A 22,239-nucleotide genomic window follows, 5' to 3' on the forward strand; every position below is an offset into this window, starting at 1 on the left:
TGAGACTTTTTAAGTCACTTATAGAAATATAGGTGACTTACTGAAAAATAACATCATAAAAATTTAAGGGAGATGAATTAAATGAACCAACATTTTTCAACATCAAGTCTTATGCTTATAGGTGGTATGATAATAGTTTATATTATATTTACTTCATGGTTAACAATTAAATTACGTAGCAAAACTAATGAACAATTTATGACGGCTGCTAAGTCTATGCCTGCATTTATCGTGGGAATTTTAATGATGTCAGAGTACATTGGTGCTAAGTCTACAGTGGGAACAGCACAGGAAGCCTTCACATCAGGGATAGCTGCTGCCTGGTCAACAGTAGCTGCTACAATTGGATTTGTACTTTTCGGATTATTCATGGTTAAGAGAATGTATAATTCAGGTCAGGTTACAATTTCAGGAATGATTGAACAAAAGTTTGGAAAATCAACAAAAATCGCAGTTTCTCTCATTATGATTTATGCGCTGCTTCTTGTAAACGTTGGAAACTATATTAGTGGAGCAGCAGCAATATCTAGCGTATTCTCAATTAACTTACCAATAGCATATGTGGTTATTGCAATTGTTAGTACTTTCTATTTCGCCTTTGGAGGAATGAAGAGTATCGCATATGTGACAATTTTACATACAGCATTAAAATATTTTGGAGTTATATTAATTTTAGTATTTGCATTATCTCAAACAGGTGGAATTACCCCAATGATTAAAAATATGCCATCATTTTATTTTACATGGGATGGACATATCGGAGCAAGCACAGTAATTGCCTGGGTAGTTGCAACAGTAGGTGCTATATTCTCAACTCAATACATCATTCAAGCTGTTTCATCAACTAAAAGTGCAGCAGAAGCTAAGAAATCAACTGTATATGCTGGAGTATTATGTTTACCAATTGCTATTTTTCTTGGAATAATAGGAGTTGCAGCTAAGTATCTTTACCCAGATATGAAGAGCGTATATGCATTACCAATTTTCATAAATGGCATGAGTCCATTCCTAGCAGGAGTAGTTACTACATCGTTAGTAGCATCAATATTTGTAAGTGTAAGTACTGTTGCTTTATCAATTGCTTCCTTGGTAGTAAAGGATTTCTATGTACCATATTGTAAACCTACTGCTGAAAAGGAATTCAAGATGACTAGAGTTTTCTCATTAATAATTGGTTTTGCACCATTACTATTTGTATTCATGTTTCCATCAATACTTTCATTGTCATTCTTCACTAAAGCGCTTCGTTTAACAATAGCTATAATTGCAGTTATGGGATTCTTCCTTCCAATGTTTAATAGCAATCGTGGAGCAACCTTAGGACTTGGAATTGCATGTGTTACAACTTCAGTATGGTACGCAATGGGTAATCCATATGGAATTGATAATATATATGTTGCTATAGTTACACCAATTATAGTAATGATTATAGACAGATTATTTGGCGGAAATAAGAAGCGTGTAGAAAACCCGAAGGAAGCAGTTAGTTAAAAAGTGTTTATTTACTCATAAAAATAACTAGTGAAATAATATAAAAGTATATTGTTTCATTAGTTATTATGAGGTTAAACTTATTTGTAAAGTAACATTCTAAATATAAAAAATTAGCAAAATATAATATAATGGAGTGATTAATTTGAGTAATATAGAAAAAAATGATGTTAATATAGAGCAAGGAAAGTTATATCAAGTTGATGGAGATTTAGATAGAGTAGAAGCAGCATTACCATCCTTCTGTATTCAAAATCATGCATCAAATGTAATGCCTTTACCTAATGGGGATCTATTATGTGTATGGTTTTCAGGAACTCAGGAAGGTATAGCAGACATATCAATTTTCATGTCAAGATTAAATAAAGGGGAAACAAAATGGACAGAACCAGTGAAATTATCAGAAGATCCTAATAGATCAGAGCAGAATCCTATTTTATTCCCAGCACCTAACGGGGACTTATGGCTTGTATATACAGCACAAAAATCAGGAAATCAAGACACGGCTATAGTTAGATATAGAGTATCTAAAGACAACGGAAATACATGGGGACCAATAGAGGTTTTATTTAATAAACCAGGTACCTTTGTACGTCAGCCAATAATTGTATTAGATAATTCTGAATGGCTTATTCCAATATTCTATTGCTATACACCAAAAGGACAAAAATGGAATGGTGATTATGATGTAAGTGCTGTTAAAATTTCAAATGATAATGGTAAGACTTGGTCTGAATATGAAGTTCCAAATAGCACAGGCTGTGTTCATATGAATGTAGAAAAATTGCATGATGGTACATTATTAGCTTTATATAGAAGCCGCTGGGCAGATAATATATATATGAGTAGATCAACTGACAATGGAAGAACATGGACAGAACCAGTTCCTACAGAATTACCAAACAATAATTCTTCTATCCAATTTACAGTGCTTGATAATGGTCATTTAGCATTAGTGTTTAATGATATTAACGCTGAAAAGGCTACAGAACGTAGAGCTTCATTATACGATGAGATAGAAGATGAAGAAGATACTACAGAAACTGAAAGCAGTGCAGAAGAAAGTGCTTTTGTTCCAGAAAATAATGGTACTGAAAGAAAAACAGCTTTCTGGGGAACACCAAGAGCTCCACTTGCAATTGCAATATCAGAAGATGGAGGAAAGACCTGGCCATACAAGAGAAATATTGAAGTTGGTGATGGTTACTGCATGAGTAATAATTCTAAAGAAAAAGTAAATCGTGAATTTTCATATCCTTCTGTAAAACAAACTGTAGATGGAAAAATAAATGTTACATTTACTTACTTTAGACAATATATCAAATATGTCTGCATTTCTGAGGAATGGATTAAAGAAGGAAAGTAACTATCTATATGTGATTTAGGAAGAAGGTTATGTTTTAAATTTAAAAGATAAGTATTAAACAATGAGTAAGTTAGAAGGAGGGATTAGATGTTATTAGAAGGAAAGATTGCAATAGTAACAGGTGCAAGCAGGGGAATCGGAAGGGAAATTGCTTTAACTTTAGCTAAGAATGGAGCATCGTTAGTAATTACAGGAAATACAGAAAGCCTGCTTAAGGAAGTAGCCTTGGAGATAGAGAAGCTTAACCAGAAATGTATAATTCATATTGGCGATATATCAGACTCTAATACAGCTAAAGAAACTGCTTTAAAGGCTGTTGATGCTTTTGGAAAGATTGATATTCTTGTAAATAATGCAGGAATAAACACTCGTATACCTACACTAGAACTTAATCCAGAAGATTGGCAGAAAGTCATTAATACAAACTTGAATGGTACTTTTTATTCTTGCAGTGCTGCTTTGCCATATATGATAGAGCAGAAGTCTGGAAAAATTATAAATGTATCGTCAACCACAGCTAAAACTCCACATCGTAATGCATCACCTTCATATGGAGCATCAAAAGCAGGTGTAAATTATCTTACACAGCATTTAGCTTTGGAAATGGCTAAACATAATATTTGCGTTAATGCAGTCTGCCCAGGGCCTATAGAAACTGATATGTCCAAACAATGGACGGAGGAATATCGCAAACAGGTTTTTGCTAAGATTCCATTAGGAAGAATAGGAACAGCTCAAGATGTAGCAGAGGCTGTTTTATTTCTAGCTTCAGATAAGTCTAATTTCATAACGGGTGAATCTATAAATATAAATGGTGGTACTTATATGAATTAAGCTGCTAGTAAAAAAATATATATCTTATATTTCAGAAACGAATAGGTGAGAGGATATTAAATAGATGAATAACTATATAAAAAATATAAGATTATAATCATTTTAGAGTTACATTAAAAGGAGATGATACAAGATGATTATTGCAGATTTAAAAGATTTTAAACATTATTACAAGGAAAGTGACAAGATGGGAAGGGCTTTTAAATTTCTACAAGAAAATGATTTACAAGCTTTGGAAACAGGAAAACACTTAATTGAAGGTGAAGATATATTTGCCTTAGTACAAGTTTATACAACAAAGGAGTCAGGTTTATGTCGCTTTGAGTCTCATAAACGCTATATTGATATTCAATTTATTGTAAGTGGGATTGAAAAAATGAGCTATCTTCCAATACATAAACTTATCTTAGCGGAAGATGATCTAATTAAGAGTGATAAAGCATTATATAAAAACGCTAGTGGAAATGATCTTATTGTTAATGAAGGGCAGTTCGTTGTATTTTATCCAGAAGACGGGCATAAAGCATGTATTGCAATTGATGATCCATGTCAGGTAAAGAAGATTGTACTCAAGGTAGCATTGGATTAGGTAAATACATTTTAATTAAGGATACTTTTAAAATTATAGAAGACAAGCGATTTTACAGCCTCAATGAATAAAAATTTATTGAGGCTATAAAACTATACTTTAATTTATATATATTCTAATTAACAATATACATTTGACAATTAACAATAATGTAAATTTAAAAGGAAAATAAGAATGGAGAGATATCTATGAAAAGTATAAAAGCAAAGTTAATGGTATCTATAAGCATATTAATATGTTTCACGTGTATGGTATTAGGTGCAATTTCTTTTATCATGTCATCAAATGCACTAAAATCCAACTTAGGAAAGACCTTACCTAAAATTGCAGAGCAGACTGCAAGTAATATTCAAGGATTAATTAAAGGCGACTTAAATGTGCTAGAGGCAATTGCAGCAAGAGATGACATAAAAGATCCTAATATTCCATGGGATAAAAAGGTGCCTATTCTTTTGAGTGAAAATAAAAGAATTGATGGAGCTAAATTAATTTTAGTAGATAAAGATGGAAATTCAATTAATTCAGATGGATTACAGAGCAGCTGTTCAGAAAAGGATTATTTCAAAAAAGCAATGTCAGGGCAAAGCAATGTAACAGATCCAATAGTAAGTAAAACTGATGGATCAATCGTTGTTATATATGCAGTTCCTATTAAATATAATAATGAAATTATCGGTGCTTTGCTTGAAAAACAAGATGGAAACAGATTAAGTGATCTAACTAATCAGGTCAAAATTGGAAAAACGGGTACAGCTTTTATGGTAAATGGAGTTGGAACAACTATTGCAAATCAGAATAAAGATTTAGTTTTGCAGATGTCAAATATAATTGAAGAAGCAAAAAAAGATGCTGGGTTACAATCATTTGCCGATGTGGAAAATAAAATGCTAACTAAGGAAACAGGCATAGGTGAATATAAGTATAATGGAGCAGATAAATATGTTGGGTATGCTCCTGTGCAGGGAACTGATTGGTCCGTAGGGATTGCAGTTGAAAAAACTGAAATATTATCAGAATTAGACAGCTTAAAGCTTTCAACAGTACTATCAGCTATACTATTTATATTAATTGGATTTATTACAGTTCTCATTATTTCTAACAATATATCTAAAGGAATAAAATTAACCTCTAAACATTTAGAGTTATTAGCACAAGGTAATCTATGTGAGACGGTTTATGCTAAGTATTTGAGATCAAAGGATGAAGTAGGTGTTATGACTAATTCCATGAAATCAATGCAGGAATCTTTGAGAGAAATGATTAAAAAAATAAAAGAAAATTCTTTAAGCATCAGCGAACAATCGGAAAATTTATCATCTGTTTCAGAAGAAATAGCTAATATAGCACAAAATGTTACAGGAGCAATATCAGGAGTGGCACAAGGTGCAAGTGATCAGTCGGAGGAATTAATACATATATCAGAGACCATTAATGAATTTAGTAATAAGCTATCTAGAATGGTGACAGAAATACAAGTTGTTGATAAAAACTCAAGAGAAATTAGTTCAATGGCAGGTGACAGCAGTAGCGAAATGAATGAATTAAACAGATCAGTTACAAATGCAAGTAATTTGCTTAAAGAATTTTATGGAAAAATTATGGCCCTTGGAAATGATATAAATCAAATAAATGAAATTACTGCCCTAATAAATAGCATTGCAGAAGAAACTAATCTATTAGCCTTAAATGCAGCTATAGAAGCAGCTAGAGCAGGGGAAGCTGGAAGAGGCTTTTCAATAGTTGCAGACGAGATAAGAAAGCTTGCTGAACAATCAAAAGATTCATCAGAAAATATTAATAAATTGATAAATGCAATAGCAAAAAATGCTGAAGTTATAATTAAGGAATCAGCTACAATAGATAATGAAATGATGAATCAAACTAGTATTATAGATAACTCAATGACTTCCTTCAAAAAAATAATACAAGCAGTAGATGAAGTGATTCCAAAAATTGAAACAGTTAGAAATTCTGCTGAGGATATAGAAAAGGATAAAAATGAAATTTTGATTAGAATAGAAGATGTGTCTTCTGTTTCAGTGGAAGTATCGGCGTCATCTGAGGAGATTTCGGCATCATCTGAAGAAATGAATGCAACAACAGAAGAGGTAGCTTCAGCGGCATTAATACTCAATGATATGACTAATCAAATGTTAGAAGAAATAAATAATTTTAAAGTCTAGAGATGAAATTTTAGAAAGATATAATCATATTCTTTAATAAGAGATACATACATATAGAAGCTTGTGAAAATAATAGATTAAAATAAAGATGACTCAACCATGTGATTGAGTCATCTTTATTTCGCAGAGATATGAGAAAACATAAAATTAAAGGTCGAAAGTGATATGAATTTGACTATAATATAGCTAATAATTATAAGGCTAATTTTGTATAAATTCAGAGATGACTTCAGCCATATATTCGTCACTTTCCTTCATGCCGCCTTTAGCCCATTTAATCAGTACGGTATATAACCCACCAGCCATATATTCAATCCAAAAGGATTGCTTTTCTGGAGAATAAGATTCACCGCAGGAAGTCTCCCTAGATAGGGTGTAGAGAGAATCAATGCATTTTTCAAGAAGCATATTTATTAAATTTGATTTAATTAGATTTGAAATCAGTTTCTCATGTTTTCTAAAATAAGAGAAGTATAGGCGAAGACTTTCAATGCTGTTATTATCATCTGAGTTGCTATAGCCTGATATTTCCTTAGAGTATTCCTTAAAAAGCTCTTCAAGATAAGTTCCTATGATATCTTCTTTCTCATCATAATTTCTATAAAAAGCCATTCTTGAAACTCCAGCTTTTTTAGTTATTTCCGTAATAGAAATTTCTTTAAAGTCCTTAGTTTCCATTAAGATCATAAGAGCAGTGAAAATGCTTTCTTTGGTTAGTATATTTTGCACGTTATTAGTTCCTTTTTCCATGACAATATCCTTTCTTTTGTGATACTTAACCAATATGCGGATAAAGTGTTTTATTGCTAACATTATACTATATTTAAATTAAGGTTACAATTGTAACGTTAAAATTCATGAGAAGATTATGATGATTCGAATGAGTATAGTATTTCCTATTAACTTGCCAGATTTTTCTCGCATAAGTTTAAAAAGGCATATGAATAAAAAATCTTCAGATTCACACTCGCCTTCAATTTTATTCTTTTAATTTTACTAGTAAAAACATAAAAAACGATAATATATATCGTTGACAACGATATATAATTGACATATTATGTAAGAGTAGAGATGATTTTTATTTAGGGGGATTGAGATAAACATGAGAATAAAATTGAGCATATATTATTATGAAAGCAGCTAAGAATTGCTAACAAATCAGGTTATAAAAAGTATTTTAGAATAACTTTGAAATAAAGTAGGTGATATTGTGTCGATATATAGAGCAAAACATAAAGGGAATTTTACGCAGATACTAAATGAGATATTAACAGATGAAAATTTAAGTTATGGTGCAAGGGGACTTATGGCCTATGTGCTGGCGCATCATGATAAATGGACATTCACTGGAGAATATTACTTTATAACTAAAAAAGATAAACTCTCTAAAATAAAGGGTTACTTAAAGGAATTAATGGAAGCGGGATATTTAAAAAGATATCAGGAAAAAGGAAATAAAGGTGAATTTGGTAAGATGTCATATATTTTTTATGAGTTGCCTGAAGCAGTTCTGTCTATAGCAGAAAAGCCTAAATTAGTGGAAGATAGATTACAAAAGGACAGGTATATAAAGCAGAGCTTAAAATCGAAAGAATTAGTATCGGAAGAAGTAATAAGGAAGAACAAAGAAACAGAAGAAAGCCTTATACAGTCAGAACTTATACCGAAAGCAGATTTACCGCTAACGGTAAATCACACACTTAATAATACTAATAATAACAATACTGATATAAATAATATTAATATATATAGTCATTGGAATAGCAAAAAAATAATAGTTCATAAAACTTTTAGTATTGATATAGGGAAAGCAATAGCAAAGGCATTAAAAAACTATTCAGAGGACAAAATTATTCAGGCGATAGATGTTTATAGTGAAATACTAAAGAGTGAATTCTATTTTAGTTATAAGTGGAGTTTAGTTGATTTTTTAAGCAGAAAAAATGGAATAAGCACGTTTATGGAAGAGGGAAGCAATAAGGTTAATTATGAAGTATGGAAAAAGGAGAGTGGAGGCAGTGGAAATAGCAAAAGATTTACCCAAAGGGATAGAGGAGTGTTTAATGAGGGTGCAGAGGACATTAGAATCGAGCTCCCAAAACGCGAATTTACCCACTATACAAATGAGGAGCTCACAGAGTTTGGAATCGACTAGATGCATATTATGTGATGATACAGGCTGGATATATCACAAGGAAAGACATTCATATTCTAAGTGCAATTGCAGCAAGGCACAGTTTGCAATAGAGCAGCTGGCAGCAACAGGACTTGGAACACGTGCTATTAAAAAATCTTTTAAGGATTTTGAACCATGGAATTCTAAGGTTAAAAATATGAAGGATATTGCGACTAATTACTTTTTAGCCTTCGATACCATTAAAGATGAGGCGGGTAATTCATTGGCTTTGCTTGGTGACAGTGGAGCTGGAAAGACACATCTTTTAGTTGCACTAATCAATAATTTTGTAAGTAAGAAGAAGAAAAAGGTTGTGTACATGAGCTATATAGATGCAATCACAGAATTGAAGCAAAATGTCTTAAATGGTGATATATATCAGAGTATAATCGGAAAATATAAGAATGCTGAAATATTAGTCATAGATGATTTATTCAAAAATGGGCATACAGAAAGTGATTTAAGGATTACAAGCGAAATCATAAATCATAGATATATAAATAATCTGCCTATAATGCTAAGCAGTGAATATTTACTGAAGGATTTAATTAATATTGATAAAGCAATTGGCGGAAGGATTAAAGAGATGTCGCAGAATTACCTATATGAAATAATAGGAGTTGAAAATAATTATAGAATGAAAAATAGCTGCACTATAGATTTCCAAGTTAAGAAATAGATTTATATATTTGGACAAGTATTTTAATTTGAAGTTCTTAGGAAAATGCATATGTTAAAGTCTATAGTAAGCAAAATTAGAAACTTATGAAATTATTAACTTTCATTTAAATAAGCAATTCTATAAAAAGCCAGTTGCTTCAAATTATTAAAACAACTGGTTTTGTCAATGTAATTTATTAGAGCTGGTTTGTATTTTTATTTCACGCATATCCAATCTAGTAATTAAGTGTATTTACTGCTGAGTAAACTGGAGGGAAATAATAGATACCAATAATTAATATAGAGAACTATTAATTCTTAAAATACAAATTTCACGCCAGTGAGTTTTTCGCTTAGCTGCCAAAGCTTCTTTGCATAATCAGGGTCAATAGCCCAAGGACGTACCCCATTTGCTTTTACGCTATCTGCTGGAACAGCTTCTGCAATATTGCAGTCTTCGCAATATACGCCACCCATTTCATTTAACTCATCGCTTGTAGCACACCATACAGAAGTAGCAGCACCCTGCGCAATTGTTTTAAATTCGTTTGCCTGCTCATTGGATGAAGATTTTTTGTCATTGTCTGCAGCTTTGTTATCAGTTTTAATTTCTTGCTTAGTAATTTTTCCAGTATCATTAAATCTGCCAAGGTCTGTAGTAGGAATTAAGCCAGGGTGAACTGCAAAAGCTCTCACACCATAATCTCTTCCAAGTCTATCAAGCTGAACGGCAAAAAGTACATTAGCTGATTTAGATTGAGCATAGCTTTTCCATTTATCATATTCTATGTGTTCAAAGTTCGGATCTTCGAAATTAACTCCGCCTAGACGTTGAGCTCTTGAAGAAACTGCAACGACTCTTGCATTACCAGATTTTTTAAGTGCTGGCCAAAGTCTTGCTGTTAATTGAAAATGTCCTAAATGATTAGTTGCAAATTGAGCTTCATAGCCTCTTTCATCTCTCATTAGCGGTGAGGCCATAATTCCAGCACTGTTTATTAGGATATCAAGCTGTCTGTTAGATTCAATAAATCTTTCTGCAAAGGCATCAATAGAAGCAGGATTCATAAGATCTAAAGTCTCTAGTTCTATATTTGGAATTCTAGCTACTGCCTTCTCTGCTTTTTCAATAGTTCTAGCTGGTACTATAACTGTAGCTCCAGCTTCTGCTAAAACTTTAGCTGTTTCAAGGCCAATTCCTGAATAACCTCCAGTAACAATTGCAGTTTTTTCATGTAAATTTATATTACCTATAACGTCCTTAGCTGTTGAGAAAAAGTCATATTTTGAGTTTATTGGTGCTTGAATAGTATTTTCCATGTATTTTTCCTCCTTTTAGATGAAACAATTCATAAGAGAAGTTAAAATCTCTTACCATGTCCCCAGTATATTTCTTACACTGCACTGTAAGTCAACATATAATTAAAAAAATATTGATTTATAATTAGTTTAATTCTTATAATTGTTACTATACTAATTGATATAAAATTTATAGATTATTCTTAAGGAGATAATTATGAGCTATTCAATAAAAGAGGTGTCACAAAAATTAAATATATCAGCATATGCATTAAGATATTATGAACGTGAAGGATTATTGCCCTTTGTTAAGCGCGATGATAACGGCAGAAGAATATATACAAATGATGATTTGGGATGGATTCAGCTTGTTAACTGCATGAGAACCATGGGAATGTCTATTGCATACATAAAAAATTACGTTAAACTTTGCGTTAAGGGAGATGAAACCAAGGCAGAAAGAAGAAATATCATTCAGGATCAAAAGGATTTAATACAAAAAGAAATAAAAAAATACACTGAACTTTTAGAACTTGTGAATTTAAAATTAGATTATTATGATGAAAAAATCTCTAGAGATGAATTTAAGGAAATTATGCTTAAGAAAGATAGGCATGATTTAATATAAGATTTTGTAATCTATGAGGATAAGGAGCTGTATGAGCATGGGATTTTATTTTATTATAGGTGCAGTAATAGCCCTGTTTGGAGGTATAAACTATTATATTGGAGCCTGGCTTTGGAATACTATATTTATAGAAATACCTTTTGTAAGTGAAAATGTATATTGGATTATTTTCTCTTTGCTTGTAGTAGGGAGCTTAATAGGAGTAATATGGAACCGCTATTTGCCACGTTATTTGCAGAAGAGCTCTTATCTAGCCTCTTCGTATTGGTTTGGGTCAATGGTTTACCTCACAATATTTATTACTATATTTAGGATAATTGGGCTACTTAATAAGAGTATAGATATGGATTTTATTAGTTCCTTCAATGCGGGTCTGCTGCTGCTTGTTATTGTTTTAGGTCTGCTTGCTTATGGAAGTATAAATGCAAAGAATTTAAAAGTAACTTCATATGATATAGAGATTCCTAAAGAAGTAGGCACTTTGGAAGAACTGCACGTAGCACTTTTATCAGATATTCATCTTAACAGTCTGCAGGATAAGGGCATGAAAAAATTAGTAGATAAAATTAATTCAATAAAGCCTGATATTGTATTAATTGCAGGTGACATTATAGATGCTAACCGTGATAGAGATTTTAAGGAGCTTAAACTTAAGGAATATAATTTTAAAAAGATAAAGAGTACATATGGAATTTATGCTTCTTTAGGAAATCATGACTACGATGATAAAGGTGATTCAGCATACCGCATAGAAAGATTTAAGCAGGCGGGAGTTAATGTGCTTAGGGATAGTACTGTTAAAATAGCTGATAGTTTTTACCTTATAGGAAGAGAAGATAAATTTTATGAAAGAATCAGCAGGCAGAAACGTAAAAAGGTATCCGTGCTAATGGAGGATATAGATAGAAAGCTGCCTATTATTGCTTTGGATCATCAGCCTGTTGATTTAGAAGAAGCAGAAGAAGCTGGAGTAGATTTGCAGCTATCTGGACATACACATAAGGGACAGATGTTTCCCTTCAGCTTGATTACAAATAAAGTTTTTAAAGTTGATTATGGTTATTTAAAAATGAAGGAGCTTCAAGTTATAGTGTCCAGTGGTGCAAGGACATGGGGACCACCTATAAGAATTGGCAGCAGTTCAGAGGTGGTAGATATAATAATACATTTCACAAAGAAATGATATATAAAAAAGAGTTGCTGGAAGTTTTCACCTCCAGCAACATACAAAAAATTTAAGAAAGAAATTTGGGAATTTTACTTGAATTTCCGCTAAGAGCGTGCAGAAATTCAAGCTTTAAGATATTTATTATAGGTTTATTTTATAATTTATAAGCTATTTAATTTAATTATCTAATCCAAGCTCCTGAAGCTCCTAATACATAACCATCAACAGTTGTATTAGCAAGCATAGCACCTGATGAATTTAAGTAGTACCAAGTACCATTATCATTTACCCATCCAGTAGCCATAGCACCTGATGATTTTAAGAAATACCAAGTACCATTATCATTTATCCAGCCAGTCTTCATAGCGCCTGATCCATTTAAGAAGTACCAAGTTCCGTTGTCATTTAACCAACCAGTAGCCATGACACCATCAGCCTTTAAGTAATACCAAACACCACCATCGTTAATCCATTTGTTAACAACTTTAGTACCAGTTGCATCATAGAAGTTCCAAGTTCCATCTGCTAGCTTGTCCCATCCAGTTTTTGCTGGATCTACTGGTGTAGTAGGATCTGTTGAACTAGTTCCACTAACAGTTGAATATATATCTCCATTTTCTTCCCAAGCTACTAAGTTGTTTGCATCATAAATGCTTAAAGAATCTAATGAAGAATCACAAGTATATATTTTAGTCATTTCATTATTCTTAAATTCATAAATTTTTCCGTCAGCAACAACCCATACGTTTCCGTCTACGTCTATGTCATAAGCTTTATCGCTATTTACATCAACATCATCTGAATCATTCTTTTCAGCTAAGTAAACATCAACTTTGCTGCTTGTAGGCTTATTAGATCCTTCAAAGTTAACTTTATCTTTCTTTAAATCGATAGAAGTTACTTTAACATTGCTTCCAGAGTTAACTATAGCTAATAATTGTCCATTAACTACTGAGAAATCATCTGCAGCATTGATTGCATCATATGCATCATCTGCATCCCCAGAATCAAGTATACCCTTAGTTACTTCATAAGAAGTTACAGTCTTTGGAAGGTAAGCATCATCTTTTTGATCTCCTTGTGCTTTAGAGATCTTTTGGATATATGTGTGTGTTGTAAGAACATTTGCACTAGCATCACCAAAAACTGCAGCTGCAGAAGTTGTTGTTCCTACTTGAGTAGTAGCTGCTGCATCATAAACATTAACAGTTACTTTTACATAGAAATTATCTTTATCTTGAGTTAAAACTTGTGGTGCTGCTGCTAATGTAGCTGATAACTTAGTATCGCTGTCTACATCAGTGTAATCATTAGTGAAGTCATCGATTTTAACTACTTTACCTTTTGTAGCAGAATAAGCATAGATGTTTGCAGTAGTAGAAATATCTATATATTTTCCTGCTTGGTTAGTAAATCCGAATAATTGATTATTTAGTGTATAATCTTTTCCATCAGCAGTGCTTATTGGAGTAGCTGTATATGAGTACCAAGTATCACCGAATTTTGCTCCCTTTTCGATTCTAGATAATGAAACAGCACTTGCGTCAATTTGACCATATCTGTCTGTCTTCTTTAAGTTTGTTCTTAATTTTGTTTCAGCAGTATCTAAATCATCATCTGGAGTAGTATCATCAGTTACAGATCCATTTGTTAGATCTACTAAGTATTGATCGCTTCCATCTTCAGCAAAAGCATACTTATTATCATATGCACCTTGAATATCAGCATCTTGAATATCATCTAATTCTTTGTCTTTAGATCCATCATTATAATAGATAGAGTTATTATCATCATCGCTCTTATACCCTTGGTATACATATTTACCATCGCTGAATGCAACAGCACTTTCGATAGTACCATCATTAGTATTTAATTTTTTAGTAGTAGTATCAGCAGCCATAGCTGGTACAAGTGATAACATTGATGAAGCAGCAATTAATAAAGCTGCAACTTTGTTTGCTCTTTTTAACATAATCTTCCTCCTTGGTTTATAAAAAAATAATTATATTTAAATTTAGAATGAAAATAAAGCAACATTTTACTTTCTCGTTATATTATACAAATGCAGTAAATACATTTTGGTACCTTTTTTAAAAAAAAGTCGAAAAACAATATGGAAAGCGGTTATTGATATCGCTTTATATAATATAATACAAAGATAAAGGTTAAACTTAGTACTTTTTTATAATTTATTTAAATATTTTTTCTTGATATTGATAAGAAAACGATAAGATTGGATTTATAACATCAGTAATATTTGTTTCTGTTTTGAAATGAATCTAGATTTTTATAATCGTTAAAGCTACTATCTTTCAACTTTTTTCATTTTTATTATATAACTAAAATTTTTGATAATTATCTCCTAATTGTTATCAAGTTGTAAAAACTATGAAAATAGTTTTATATCTTATTTAGTAGTTCAAAAATAAAATTATTGAAGTGAAAAATCCAATAACATGATTGAAAAAGTTTTTTAGTCAGCAAAAATAACAGGCATATCAGTAATCTTATTCATACTGATATGCCTGCTATAGATAAATAACTTAGAAAGTTGATTTATTGCCTGTAAACTTTAGTTTATTTAAATTGATAAGAAACCTATATAGTTATAAGTTTTATTTATATGTCTTGTTTTAATTTGGAAGTAAATTTAATATACTTATACATCTTCAGGGATAATAGGATTGAGTCCTTCTTCAAGTGGATTTATTGTAACCTCTGCTTCAAAACTTTTAAGAGGTGTCTCAACAACTAATTTATAGCTTCTAGAATAAATAATTGGGTCAAAATTTTCAAAAACAGCATAACCGTTTAAGGAAGTGAGTGGAGAAATACTTGTATTCTGAAGAATATTTTCGGAGGAAATATCTATGCTGATAGATTTAGATTTATCTTCATTAGCTAAGGTGATTTTATCTTCTTCATAATAAGGTTCAAGTTTTGGAATTGAAGCTATGTAAGTTTTGGATCTATCAATTAGTTTTATATTTGTAATATCAATAGGTTTCATTGACATGTTCTCTATTTCTAAATTTATGATTGCAAGTTTGTATTTATTATTACAAAAGCCAAAGCAGTAGCTTTTTAAAATATCGTATGAGATTCTTAATTTAGGAAGGGCTTCTGAACGTTTTATAAATTTCACAATAAGTAAAAAACTATCTACTGTTAAAAATAATAGAAATATGAGAACTAAAATATTTGAATTTGATTTTATAAATGAAATCATTATTATTGCCACCTTTCAAGAAAATTTTATCATATATTATTGAAAAAATAAAAAGGATAAATACTAAATAAATGTGACATCTTACAAAAATAAAAAACCAGATATATTTTGACTAAACACTTGATATAATTTACTTGAAAATATTTTCAAATATTTTAAAATATTAGTATAGGAACATAATCTTGTGAAGGGGAGCGGGAAACATGGAGGTAGTTTTAGAACAATTTATACCATCGGATAGATCTAAAAGAATAAGCAATATGCTTAAAAATTTAGCGATTATTTTTGGTGTGGCTGCAATATTATTTGTTTTAGGATCTATTATAATTGGACTTGCATTAGCAATAGCTGCTGCAGCACTTTTTGTAGGAAGTTACTTTATGTATATTGATTTTGAATATGAGCTATATAATGGTGATATTACTATAACTAAGGTATACAATGCAAGTAGAAGAAGGATTGCTCAAAAGATTAATAAAGGTGAGGTTCAAAGAGTGTATTTAACAGAAAGGAAAAATGCATTTAGAAAAGGAACAGAAGCATACTATAACAGCAACATAAATGGATTTAATATATATACTTTTGAATTAAGCAATAACAAAGTAATTCAATTGGCCCTAAATGAGGAATTAGAAAAGATAGTAAAAATAGCTTATGTCCAGAAAATGAGATTTTAAGATAATTAGTATTATGAAATTAAATATATAAGTTCCAATTAACACTGTACATTTAGCAATTTAAAATGAATGATGAAATTTTTTCAAAATTTTTAAAATTAATATTTTAGTAAAATGTATTATTTCAATCAGAACTTATATATATTGCTTATAATTAATAATTTTTAACTGCAACATATATAAATAAATAAAGTGTATTCTTATAGATAATATATAGGAATACACTTTATATTTTGGCTTTTAAAACTTATGGGTTGGTATGTAAATTTAGTGCTTAAATCTAGATATATGAGACCGATTCCCTATACAAACTCCTAGATTTTTTAGGGTAGTTTAATTTTGCGATTGCTGAGATACTACCAATGAGGAATAATGATCATATAGCAAAAATACAGCATATATACTATTGCGGCATAAATGTACTTTTATAATACAAAATATATTGACAGGTTCAATGTGGAACTGGTATCATATAAATATGAAAACGGTTTGAGTTAAAATAAGGAGGATGTATGATGAAGGAACAAATAGTCGCAAAAGAGATTTTGGAGCATATTGGGGGGAAAGAAAATATTAAATCAATAGAACATTGTGCAACTAGGTTAAGACTTATACTTAAAGACAAAGAAAAGATCGATGAAAAAGCAATTGAAAATATTGATGGTGTAAAAGGACAGTTTTTTGCAGCAGCTCAATATCAAATAATTCTTGGGACAGGATTTGTAAACAAAGTATATGATGTTATAGTTGGACAAAACTCAGATTTACTTACTGGAAATAACAAAGAAGAAGCTTATAGTCAGATGAGCTTAGTTCAAAAGGTATCTAGAACTTTTGGTGATGTATTCGTTCCGATAATTCCAGTGCTAGTAGCAACAGGATTGTTTATGGGATTAAGAGGACTACTACAAAATTTAGGAGTTCAAATGAGCGATAACTTTGTTCTTTTCACTCAGGTATTAACAGATACCGCATTTGCATTCCTGCCAGCCTTAGTTGCTTGGTCAACAATGAAGAAGTTTGGTGGAACTCCAGTTATAGGCATAGTAATCGGTTTGATGCTCGTATCACCAAGTTTGCCAAATGCCTATGCTGTAGCTGGTGGGACAGCTCAGCCAATATATCTTTCTATACTTGGATTAACAGTTCCGGTTGTGGGATATCAAGGATCTGTATTACCAGCATTAGTACTTGGAATTATTGCAGCTAAAACTCAAAAAGCACTTAAAAAGGTAGTACCAGATGTATTAGATTTAATAATTACACCATTTATAACATTGCTATTCTCAATGATATTAGGATTACTGATAGTAGGTCCAATCATGCATAATGCTGAACAACTAATATTTGGAGCAATTAAGGCATTTATGGGTCTTCCATTTGGAGTTGGGGGATTAATAATTGGAGGAGTTCATCAGCTTATAGTTGTTACTGGAGTTCATCATGCGTTAAATGCTTTAGAAGTTGAACTATTAGCTAGTACAGGTAAAGACGCCTTTAATGCAATAATAACTTGTGGTATTGTTGCACAAGGAGCAGCAGCTTTAGCAGTGGCATTTAAGACAAGGGATAAAAAGAAGCGTTCATTATATATATCATCAGCTATTCCAGCATTTTTAGGAATTACTGAACCAGCAATTTTTGGAGTTAATTTAAGATTCATAAAACCATTTGCTTTTGGATGTGTAGGTGGAGCTGCCGGTGGTATGCTTGCAGCAATGCTAAATTTAGCAGGAACAGGAATGGGAATCACAGCAATTCCAGGTATGCTTTTATATGTGAATAACTTACCAAGCTACCTATTAGTTAATGCTGTAGCAATGGCAGTAGCTTTTTGTTTAACTTACTTCTTTTTTAAATCAGAAGAATAAGTCATGTGTCCGTAAAAAGGTACATGCCTCAAAATAGAATGAGGGTGTAAAGAACTTCAAATTAGATAGATTTAGCGAAAAATATGTATAATTGCTAGATCTATCTTGACGTATAAGGATCAGTAAAACCTGCAGCAGAGACAAAACTCATAAGTTCTATACTATACAATAAGTTATTTTTAATAATATGTAATAATGATATATAATAATATTATGAAGGTACAATTAAAATAATAGATGTTGATCTATTATTTTTTACATACCTAAAACTTATTTGGAGGATAGTATGGAGCGAAAAGTTACAATTCAAGATATTGCTAATATGGCCAACGTGTCTAAAAGTAGTGTTTCGAGATATTTAAATAATGGATATGTAAGCGAAGAGAATGGAAAAAAGATAAAAGAAGCAATTGAAAAAACGGGCTTTGAAACTAACTTTTTTGCGAAGAGATTGAAAACTAAGAAAAGCGGATTAATCGGTATTGTAATACCAAGGATTGATTCTGTTACAGTAGGTAAGTTTTTGAACGGAGTTAATAAAAAGTTAAAAGAAAACGACTATCAAGGTATTATTTTAATTAGTGAGTTGGACATTGAAAAGGAATTGTCTAACATTAATAGCTTAAACCAGCAGGGAGTTGACGGTATAATTATTAATTCAATGGCAATAACCAAAAAGCATGTTGAAATAACAAGTAAACTTAGAATACCAACAATTTTTTCAGGGCAAAAAAATGAGTTTATTAATTATATAAAAATAGATGACTATGAAGCTGGAAGAATAATGGGAAGCTATTTTAAAAGTAAAAATCATAAAAATATAGTATTTTTGGGTGTAAACGAATGGGATAAAGCTGTAGGAGTTGATCGTAAAATTGGCTTTATTGATGCTGTAAAAGAGGATAATCCAGGTTGTAAAGTTCAATTTGTAGAAACAGATTTCTCTTTTATAAGTGCATACAATGAAACAGAGGAGATATTAAAATATGAACCTACAGCTATAGTTTGCGCTACAGATAATATCTGCCTTGGAGTACTTAGATATTTACATGAAAATAAGATCAAAGTACCGGATGAAATTTCAGTAGCTGGCTTTGGAGGATATGATATAGGCAGTGTTTCGTATCCAACTCTTACAACTGTAGCTTTTGATTATGAATTAATTGGTATGAAAACAGCTCAGGGAATTTTGGACTTGATTGAAGGAAAAGAGCTGGAAGAAAATAATGATACCTCTTTAAAGTTAATTGAAAGGGAGAGCGTAAGAGATGCCAAATAATTAATGAGGAAAGAGGAAAAGGATGCTAAACCAGCAATTGTACCAAGAAATAGATCAAAAATTGGATAATTACTATAGCAATAAGGAAAAAAATCAATGGAGAAATAATTTTCATATTGAAATGCCATTTGGATTAATTAATGATCCGAATGGGTTAAGCTATTATGATAATAAGTTTCATATTTTTTATCAATGGAATCCATTTGGCTGTGAGCATAAAACAAAGCACTGGGGATTAGTAACAACAACTGATTTTATTAATTTTACAAGACCTAAAATCATGTTAAAACCAAAAGATTGGTTTGATAAGAATGGTTGTTATTCAGGAAGTGCATTGGTAAAGAATGATGAATTAAAGTTATATTATACAGGAAATGTAAGAGGTTTTAAGGGCGAGCGTGAGTCTTATCAATGTGTTGCTATATATCATAAAGATGGAATTGTAGAAAAACAGGGAGTTATTATTAAAAAGCAGCCACCTGGATATACAGCTCATTTTAGAGATCCATATATTTTTATAAAAGATAATTTATATTACATGATTTTAGGGGCTCAAACAGAAAATTTAAATGGAAAAGCTTTAATTTATAAATCAAAGGATGCTTTGAAATGGGACCTGCTTGGTGAACTCAAAACAGCCATGGAAAGCTTTGGATATATGTGGGAATGCCCTAATATGATTGAATTAAATGAAGATAAAGATGTTTTTATTTTTTCGCCTCAAGGGCTGGAAAGTGAAGAATTTAAATATCAAAATATTTATCAATCGGGATATATAGTTGGAACTTTAGATTTAGAAAAGGTTGAATTAAAAAATCATAGTGAATTTAAAGAGCTGGATATGGGTTTTGATTTTTATGCACCGCAAGTATTTAAACACAATGGCAAGAATATAATGCTTGGATGGGCGGGACTTCCAGACAGAGATTATGACTATCCTTCATCGGAATATGGCTGGATGTATTCATTAACTGTACCTAGAGTGTTAGAATATAGAGATAATATTCTTTATCAGAAGCCTTTAGATGAAATAAAGAGTTTAAGGGAGCTTCAAAACATTAATCTTAAGAATTTTACTTGTGATACCTATAAGTTAAATTTAAATAATAGATGCACAGAAATAATATTAAATTTAGAGGTCAGTCAAGTTAAGCATACTAAAATTAAATTTATGTTTGGTGAGGAGCATATATTATTAACGTATGATAAGGAAGCTAAAGAATGTGTTATTGATAGAAATAATATGAACTTGGGTGGTAGAGGAATTAGAAAGTTTAAGCTAAAAGCTGAGAAAGAGTTAAAGTTACATATTTTTATTGATGCTTCCATTATGGAGATATATTTTCAAGATGGATTAGAAGTAACGACTTTAATGTATTTCCCAAGGAAAGAAGGCTTAGAGCTTCAAATAGAGAATGATAATAAAGAAGTTAACCTAAAGCAATTAAGTATGTGGAAATTAAGGAGTGTGTGCTATGAAGGGTAGTATCTTTTGTATTGGAGAACTTTTAATTGATATGGTTTGTGTTGACAATAAAGGATTAAAGTATGGAGAAAAATTTGAAAAGAAAGCAGGGGGAGCACCAGCGAATGTTGCTGCCGGCATTTCAAAATTAGATGGCAATGCTTATTTCTTAGGTCAGGTGGGAAATGATTTCTTCGGAAAATATCTAATTGAGCTATTAAAGGATTTAAAGATAAATACTGAAATGGTAGTAGAAAAAGGAAGCACAACAATTGCTTTAGTTGGAATTGATGAAAATGGTGAACGTAACTTTGATTTTTTAAGAGGCAGTGATGGAGCGTATTCTTTTGAAAATATTGATTTATCAAAGATATCTAATTCAGATATTATTCATTTTGGCTCAGCAACAGGATTTTTAGAAGGAGAACTTAAAAATACGTATTTTAAATTACTGGATTATGCAAAGGCCAATAAGATATATGTGTCTTTTGATCCAAACTATCGTGATGCGCTAATAACTTCTGATAAATTAGAAGAGTTTATTAAAGACTGTATTAAATTTTTAAAAGAAAGTGATTTTGTTAAACTAAGTGATGAGGAATTAATATTAATAACAAAAGAGGAAGATTTAACTGCAGGAGTTAATAAACTCCATGATTTAGGCGTTAAAGTTGTAACAGTTACCCTTGGCTCTGAAGGAACATATCTAAGTGTCAATGGACAAAGAGAGATAATTCCATCTATAAAAATTAAGCAGGTAGATTCAACAGGGGCTGGAGATGCCTTTGTGGGGGCAGTTTTAAAGCAGATAGCAGAGATTGAAGATAAGAGAAACATAAGCTTTGAAGCTTGGAGGAAGATAATTTCTTTTGCTAATAAAGTAGGAGCTGTAACGTGTACAAACTATGGAGCAATTGATTCCATGCCTACACTAGATGAAGTGGTATGAATTTAATAATCAAATATTTTCACTGTGAGATGAAAAGGATGTTTCAAGGTAATAGTATAGAAATTATATTACTATGAAATATCCTTTTATATAAATTTTATTATCATATTGCTAATTTAAATTATAAGTCTTTATCTATCCATATTAAATGTAATAGCAATTTACCATTGAAATTTATATAACATTAATTTTTGAAATTACATATAATATAAATATCTTATTATAATAAATTTTGATAATAAGAATGATTTAAAAGTCTTCCTAATACATATATTATTAAATAAATGTTAAAATAGTGGAATTATATTACTTTTATTTATATTGTGATATAATAGAAATTACAAATAAAATTTGAGTTATTAGGAGAGTGATCAT

18 protein-coding genes are annotated in these 22,239 nt (G+C 31.0%); 14 read left to right on the forward strand and 4 right to left on the reverse strand.

All coding sequences use genetic code 11. The features are described from left to right. Positions 1–81 precede the first annotated feature (81 nt). The 5 genes from CLOBL_RS09870 to CLOBL_RS09890 all read left to right on the forward strand — a co-directional run bounded on the left by CLOBL_RS09870 (position 82) and on the right by CLOBL_RS09890 (position 6,463). Entirely contained in the window at positions 82–1,491 is a 1,410-nt protein-coding gene (locus CLOBL_RS09870; protein ID WP_077858870.1) for a sodium:solute symporter family protein, read from the forward strand. A 145-nt stretch (positions 1,492–1,636) separates the two neighbouring features. Beyond that, the gene (locus CLOBL_RS09875) at positions 1,637–2,857 is read left to right on the forward strand and encodes a sialidase family protein (protein ID WP_242953809.1); all 1,221 of its coding nucleotides are present in this window, start codon (positions 1,637–1,639) and stop codon (positions 2,855–2,857) included. Positions 2,858–2,944: 87 nt separating this feature from the next. Beyond that, positions 2,945–3,691: an SDR family NAD(P)-dependent oxidoreductase gene (locus tag CLOBL_RS09880; protein ID WP_077858871.1), complete on the forward strand. Its 747-nt coding sequence runs from the start codon at positions 2,945–2,947 to the stop codon at positions 3,689–3,691. Positions 3,692–3,824: 133 nt separating this feature from the next. Beyond that, positions 3,825–4,280 carry a YhcH/YjgK/YiaL family protein gene (locus CLOBL_RS09885; protein ID WP_077858872.1) on the forward strand — a complete coding sequence of 152 codons (456 nt, stop codon included), beginning with the start codon at positions 3,825–3,827 and terminating at the stop codon, positions 4,278–4,280. A 188-nt stretch (positions 4,281–4,468) separates the two neighbouring features. Then, on the forward strand, positions 4,469–6,463 hold the full coding sequence (locus CLOBL_RS09890) for a methyl-accepting chemotaxis protein (RefSeq protein ID WP_077858873.1): 1,995 nt from the start codon (positions 4,469–4,471) through the stop codon (positions 6,461–6,463). 201 nt (positions 6,464–6,664) lie between these two features. On the opposite strand, the gene CLOBL_RS09895 is transcribed toward CLOBL_RS09890, so the two are convergent. Continuing rightward, on the reverse strand, positions 6,665–7,213 hold the full coding sequence (locus CLOBL_RS09895) for a TetR/AcrR family transcriptional regulator (RefSeq protein ID WP_077858874.1): 549 nt from the start codon (positions 7,211–7,213) through the stop codon (positions 6,665–6,667). Positions 7,214–7,673: 460 nt separating this feature from the next. On the opposite strand from CLOBL_RS09895, the gene CLOBL_RS09900 reads away from it, so the two are divergent. After that, a complete protein-coding gene (locus CLOBL_RS09900; protein WP_077858875.1) occupies positions 7,674–8,618 on the forward strand; it encodes a hypothetical protein in 945 nt (314 codons plus the stop codon). Then, positions 8,605–9,318 carry an ATP-binding protein gene (locus CLOBL_RS09905; protein WP_242953810.1) on the forward strand — a complete coding sequence of 238 codons (714 nt, stop codon included), beginning with the start codon at positions 8,605–8,607 and terminating at the stop codon, positions 9,316–9,318. The genes CLOBL_RS09900 and CLOBL_RS09905 overlap by 14 nt, the downstream gene beginning before the upstream one ends. Positions 9,319–9,617: 299 nt before the next feature. Here the strand turns inward: CLOBL_RS09905 and CLOBL_RS09910 are convergent, their stop codons facing one another. Further along, positions 9,618–10,619, reverse strand: a complete 1,002-nt coding sequence (locus CLOBL_RS09910) for an oxidoreductase (RefSeq protein ID WP_077858876.1) — start codon at positions 10,617–10,619, stop codon at positions 9,618–9,620. Between the two features lie 196 nt (positions 10,620–10,815). Here CLOBL_RS09910 and CLOBL_RS09915 point away from each other — a divergent pair, with 196 nt between their 5' ends. After that, positions 10,816–11,226 carry a MerR family transcriptional regulator gene (locus CLOBL_RS09915; RefSeq protein WP_077858877.1) on the forward strand — a complete coding sequence of 137 codons (411 nt, stop codon included), beginning with the start codon at positions 10,816–10,818 and terminating at the stop codon, positions 11,224–11,226. A 37-nt stretch (positions 11,227–11,263) separates the two neighbouring features. Then, positions 11,264–12,409, forward strand: coding sequence for a metallophosphoesterase (locus CLOBL_RS09920; protein ID WP_077858878.1), 1,146 nt, complete (start codon positions 11,264–11,266; stop codon positions 12,407–12,409). Positions 12,410–12,575: 166 nt separating this feature from the next. On the opposite strand, the gene CLOBL_RS09925 is transcribed toward CLOBL_RS09920, so the two are convergent. Continuing rightward, positions 12,576–14,366, reverse strand: a complete 1,791-nt coding sequence (locus CLOBL_RS09925) for an N-acetylmuramoyl-L-alanine amidase family protein (protein WP_077858879.1) — start codon at positions 14,364–14,366, stop codon at positions 12,576–12,578. A gap of 687 nt (positions 14,367–15,053) precedes the next feature. Then, complete coding sequence (locus CLOBL_RS09930) at positions 15,054–15,623, reverse strand: hypothetical protein (protein ID WP_077858880.1); 570 nt, start codon at positions 15,621–15,623, stop codon at positions 15,054–15,056. A gap of 203 nt (positions 15,624–15,826) precedes the next feature. Here CLOBL_RS09930 and CLOBL_RS09935 point away from each other — a divergent pair, with 203 nt between their 5' ends. The 5 genes from CLOBL_RS09935 to CLOBL_RS09955 all read left to right on the forward strand — a co-directional run bounded on the left by CLOBL_RS09935 (position 15,827) and on the right by CLOBL_RS09955 (position 21,864). Further along, positions 15,827–16,300: a hypothetical protein gene (locus CLOBL_RS09935; protein ID WP_077858881.1), complete on the forward strand. Its 474-nt coding sequence runs from the start codon at positions 15,827–15,829 to the stop codon at positions 16,298–16,300. A 515-nt stretch (positions 16,301–16,815) separates the two neighbouring features. Next, on the forward strand, positions 16,816–18,171 hold the full coding sequence (locus tag CLOBL_RS09940; RefSeq protein WP_077858882.1) for a sucrose-specific PTS transporter subunit IIBC: 1,356 nt from the start codon (positions 16,816–16,818) through the stop codon (positions 18,169–18,171). 286 nt (positions 18,172–18,457) lie between these two features. Continuing rightward, complete coding sequence (locus CLOBL_RS09945; protein ID WP_077858883.1) at positions 18,458–19,450, forward strand: LacI family DNA-binding transcriptional regulator; 993 nt, start codon at positions 18,458–18,460, stop codon at positions 19,448–19,450. A gap of 22 nt (positions 19,451–19,472) precedes the next feature. Beyond that, positions 19,473–20,936, forward strand: a complete 1,464-nt coding sequence (locus CLOBL_RS09950; RefSeq protein WP_077858884.1) for a sucrose-6-phosphate hydrolase — start codon at positions 19,473–19,475, stop codon at positions 20,934–20,936. After that, positions 20,926–21,864 (forward strand): carbohydrate kinase, encoded by a 939-nt coding sequence (locus CLOBL_RS09955; RefSeq protein WP_077858885.1) that lies wholly within the window; start codon positions 20,926–20,928, stop codon positions 21,862–21,864. The genes CLOBL_RS09950 and CLOBL_RS09955 overlap by 11 nt, the downstream gene beginning before the upstream one ends. The last annotated feature ends 375 nt before the right edge of the window (positions 21,865–22,239 follow it).

Origin of the sequence: Clostridium sp. BL-8, assembly GCF_002006495.1 — a bacterium.
GTDB lineage: Bacteria > Bacillota > Clostridia > Clostridiales > Clostridiaceae > Clostridium.

Excerpts from the sequence above, each read along its gene's own strand:
- CLOBL_RS09885 (WP_077858872.1), top strand. The coding sequence starts at position 3,825 with ATGATTATTGCAGATTTAAAAGATTTTAAACATTATTACAAGGAAAGT.
- CLOBL_RS09930 (WP_077858880.1), bottom strand. The coding sequence starts at position 15,623 with ATGATTTCATTTATAAAATCAAATTCAAATATTTTAGTTCTCATATTT.
- CLOBL_RS09950 (WP_077858884.1), top strand. The coding sequence starts at position 19,473 with ATGCTAAACCAGCAATTGTACCAAGAAATAGATCAAAAATTGGATAAT.
- CLOBL_RS09945 (WP_077858883.1), top strand. The coding sequence starts at position 18,458 with ATGGAGCGAAAAGTTACAATTCAAGATATTGCTAATATGGCCAACGTG.
- CLOBL_RS09925 (WP_077858879.1), bottom strand. The coding sequence starts at position 14,366 with ATGTTAAAAAGAGCAAACAAAGTTGCAGCTTTATTAATTGCTGCTTCA.
- CLOBL_RS09890 (WP_077858873.1), top strand. The coding sequence starts at position 4,469 with ATGAAAAGTATAAAAGCAAAGTTAATGGTATCTATAAGCATATTAATA.
- CLOBL_RS09910 (WP_077858876.1), bottom strand. The coding sequence starts at position 10,619 with ATGGAAAATACTATTCAAGCACCAATAAACTCAAAATATGACTTTTTC.
- CLOBL_RS09895 (WP_077858874.1), bottom strand. The coding sequence starts at position 7,213 with ATGGAAAAAGGAACTAATAACGTGCAAAATATACTAACCAAAGAAAGC.
- CLOBL_RS09940 (WP_077858882.1), top strand. The coding sequence starts at position 16,816 with ATGAAGGAACAAATAGTCGCAAAAGAGATTTTGGAGCATATTGGGGGG.
- CLOBL_RS09870 (WP_077858870.1), top strand. The coding sequence starts at position 82 with ATGAACCAACATTTTTCAACATCAAGTCTTATGCTTATAGGTGGTATG.
- CLOBL_RS09920 (WP_077858878.1), top strand. The coding sequence starts at position 11,264 with ATGGGATTTTATTTTATTATAGGTGCAGTAATAGCCCTGTTTGGAGGT.
- CLOBL_RS09880 (WP_077858871.1), top strand. The coding sequence starts at position 2,945 with ATGTTATTAGAAGGAAAGATTGCAATAGTAACAGGTGCAAGCAGGGGA.
- CLOBL_RS09915 (WP_077858877.1), top strand. The coding sequence starts at position 10,816 with ATGAGCTATTCAATAAAAGAGGTGTCACAAAAATTAAATATATCAGCA.
- CLOBL_RS09955 (WP_077858885.1), top strand. The coding sequence starts at position 20,926 with ATGAAGGGTAGTATCTTTTGTATTGGAGAACTTTTAATTGATATGGTT.
- CLOBL_RS09935 (WP_077858881.1), top strand. The coding sequence starts at position 15,827 with ATGGAGGTAGTTTTAGAACAATTTATACCATCGGATAGATCTAAAAGA.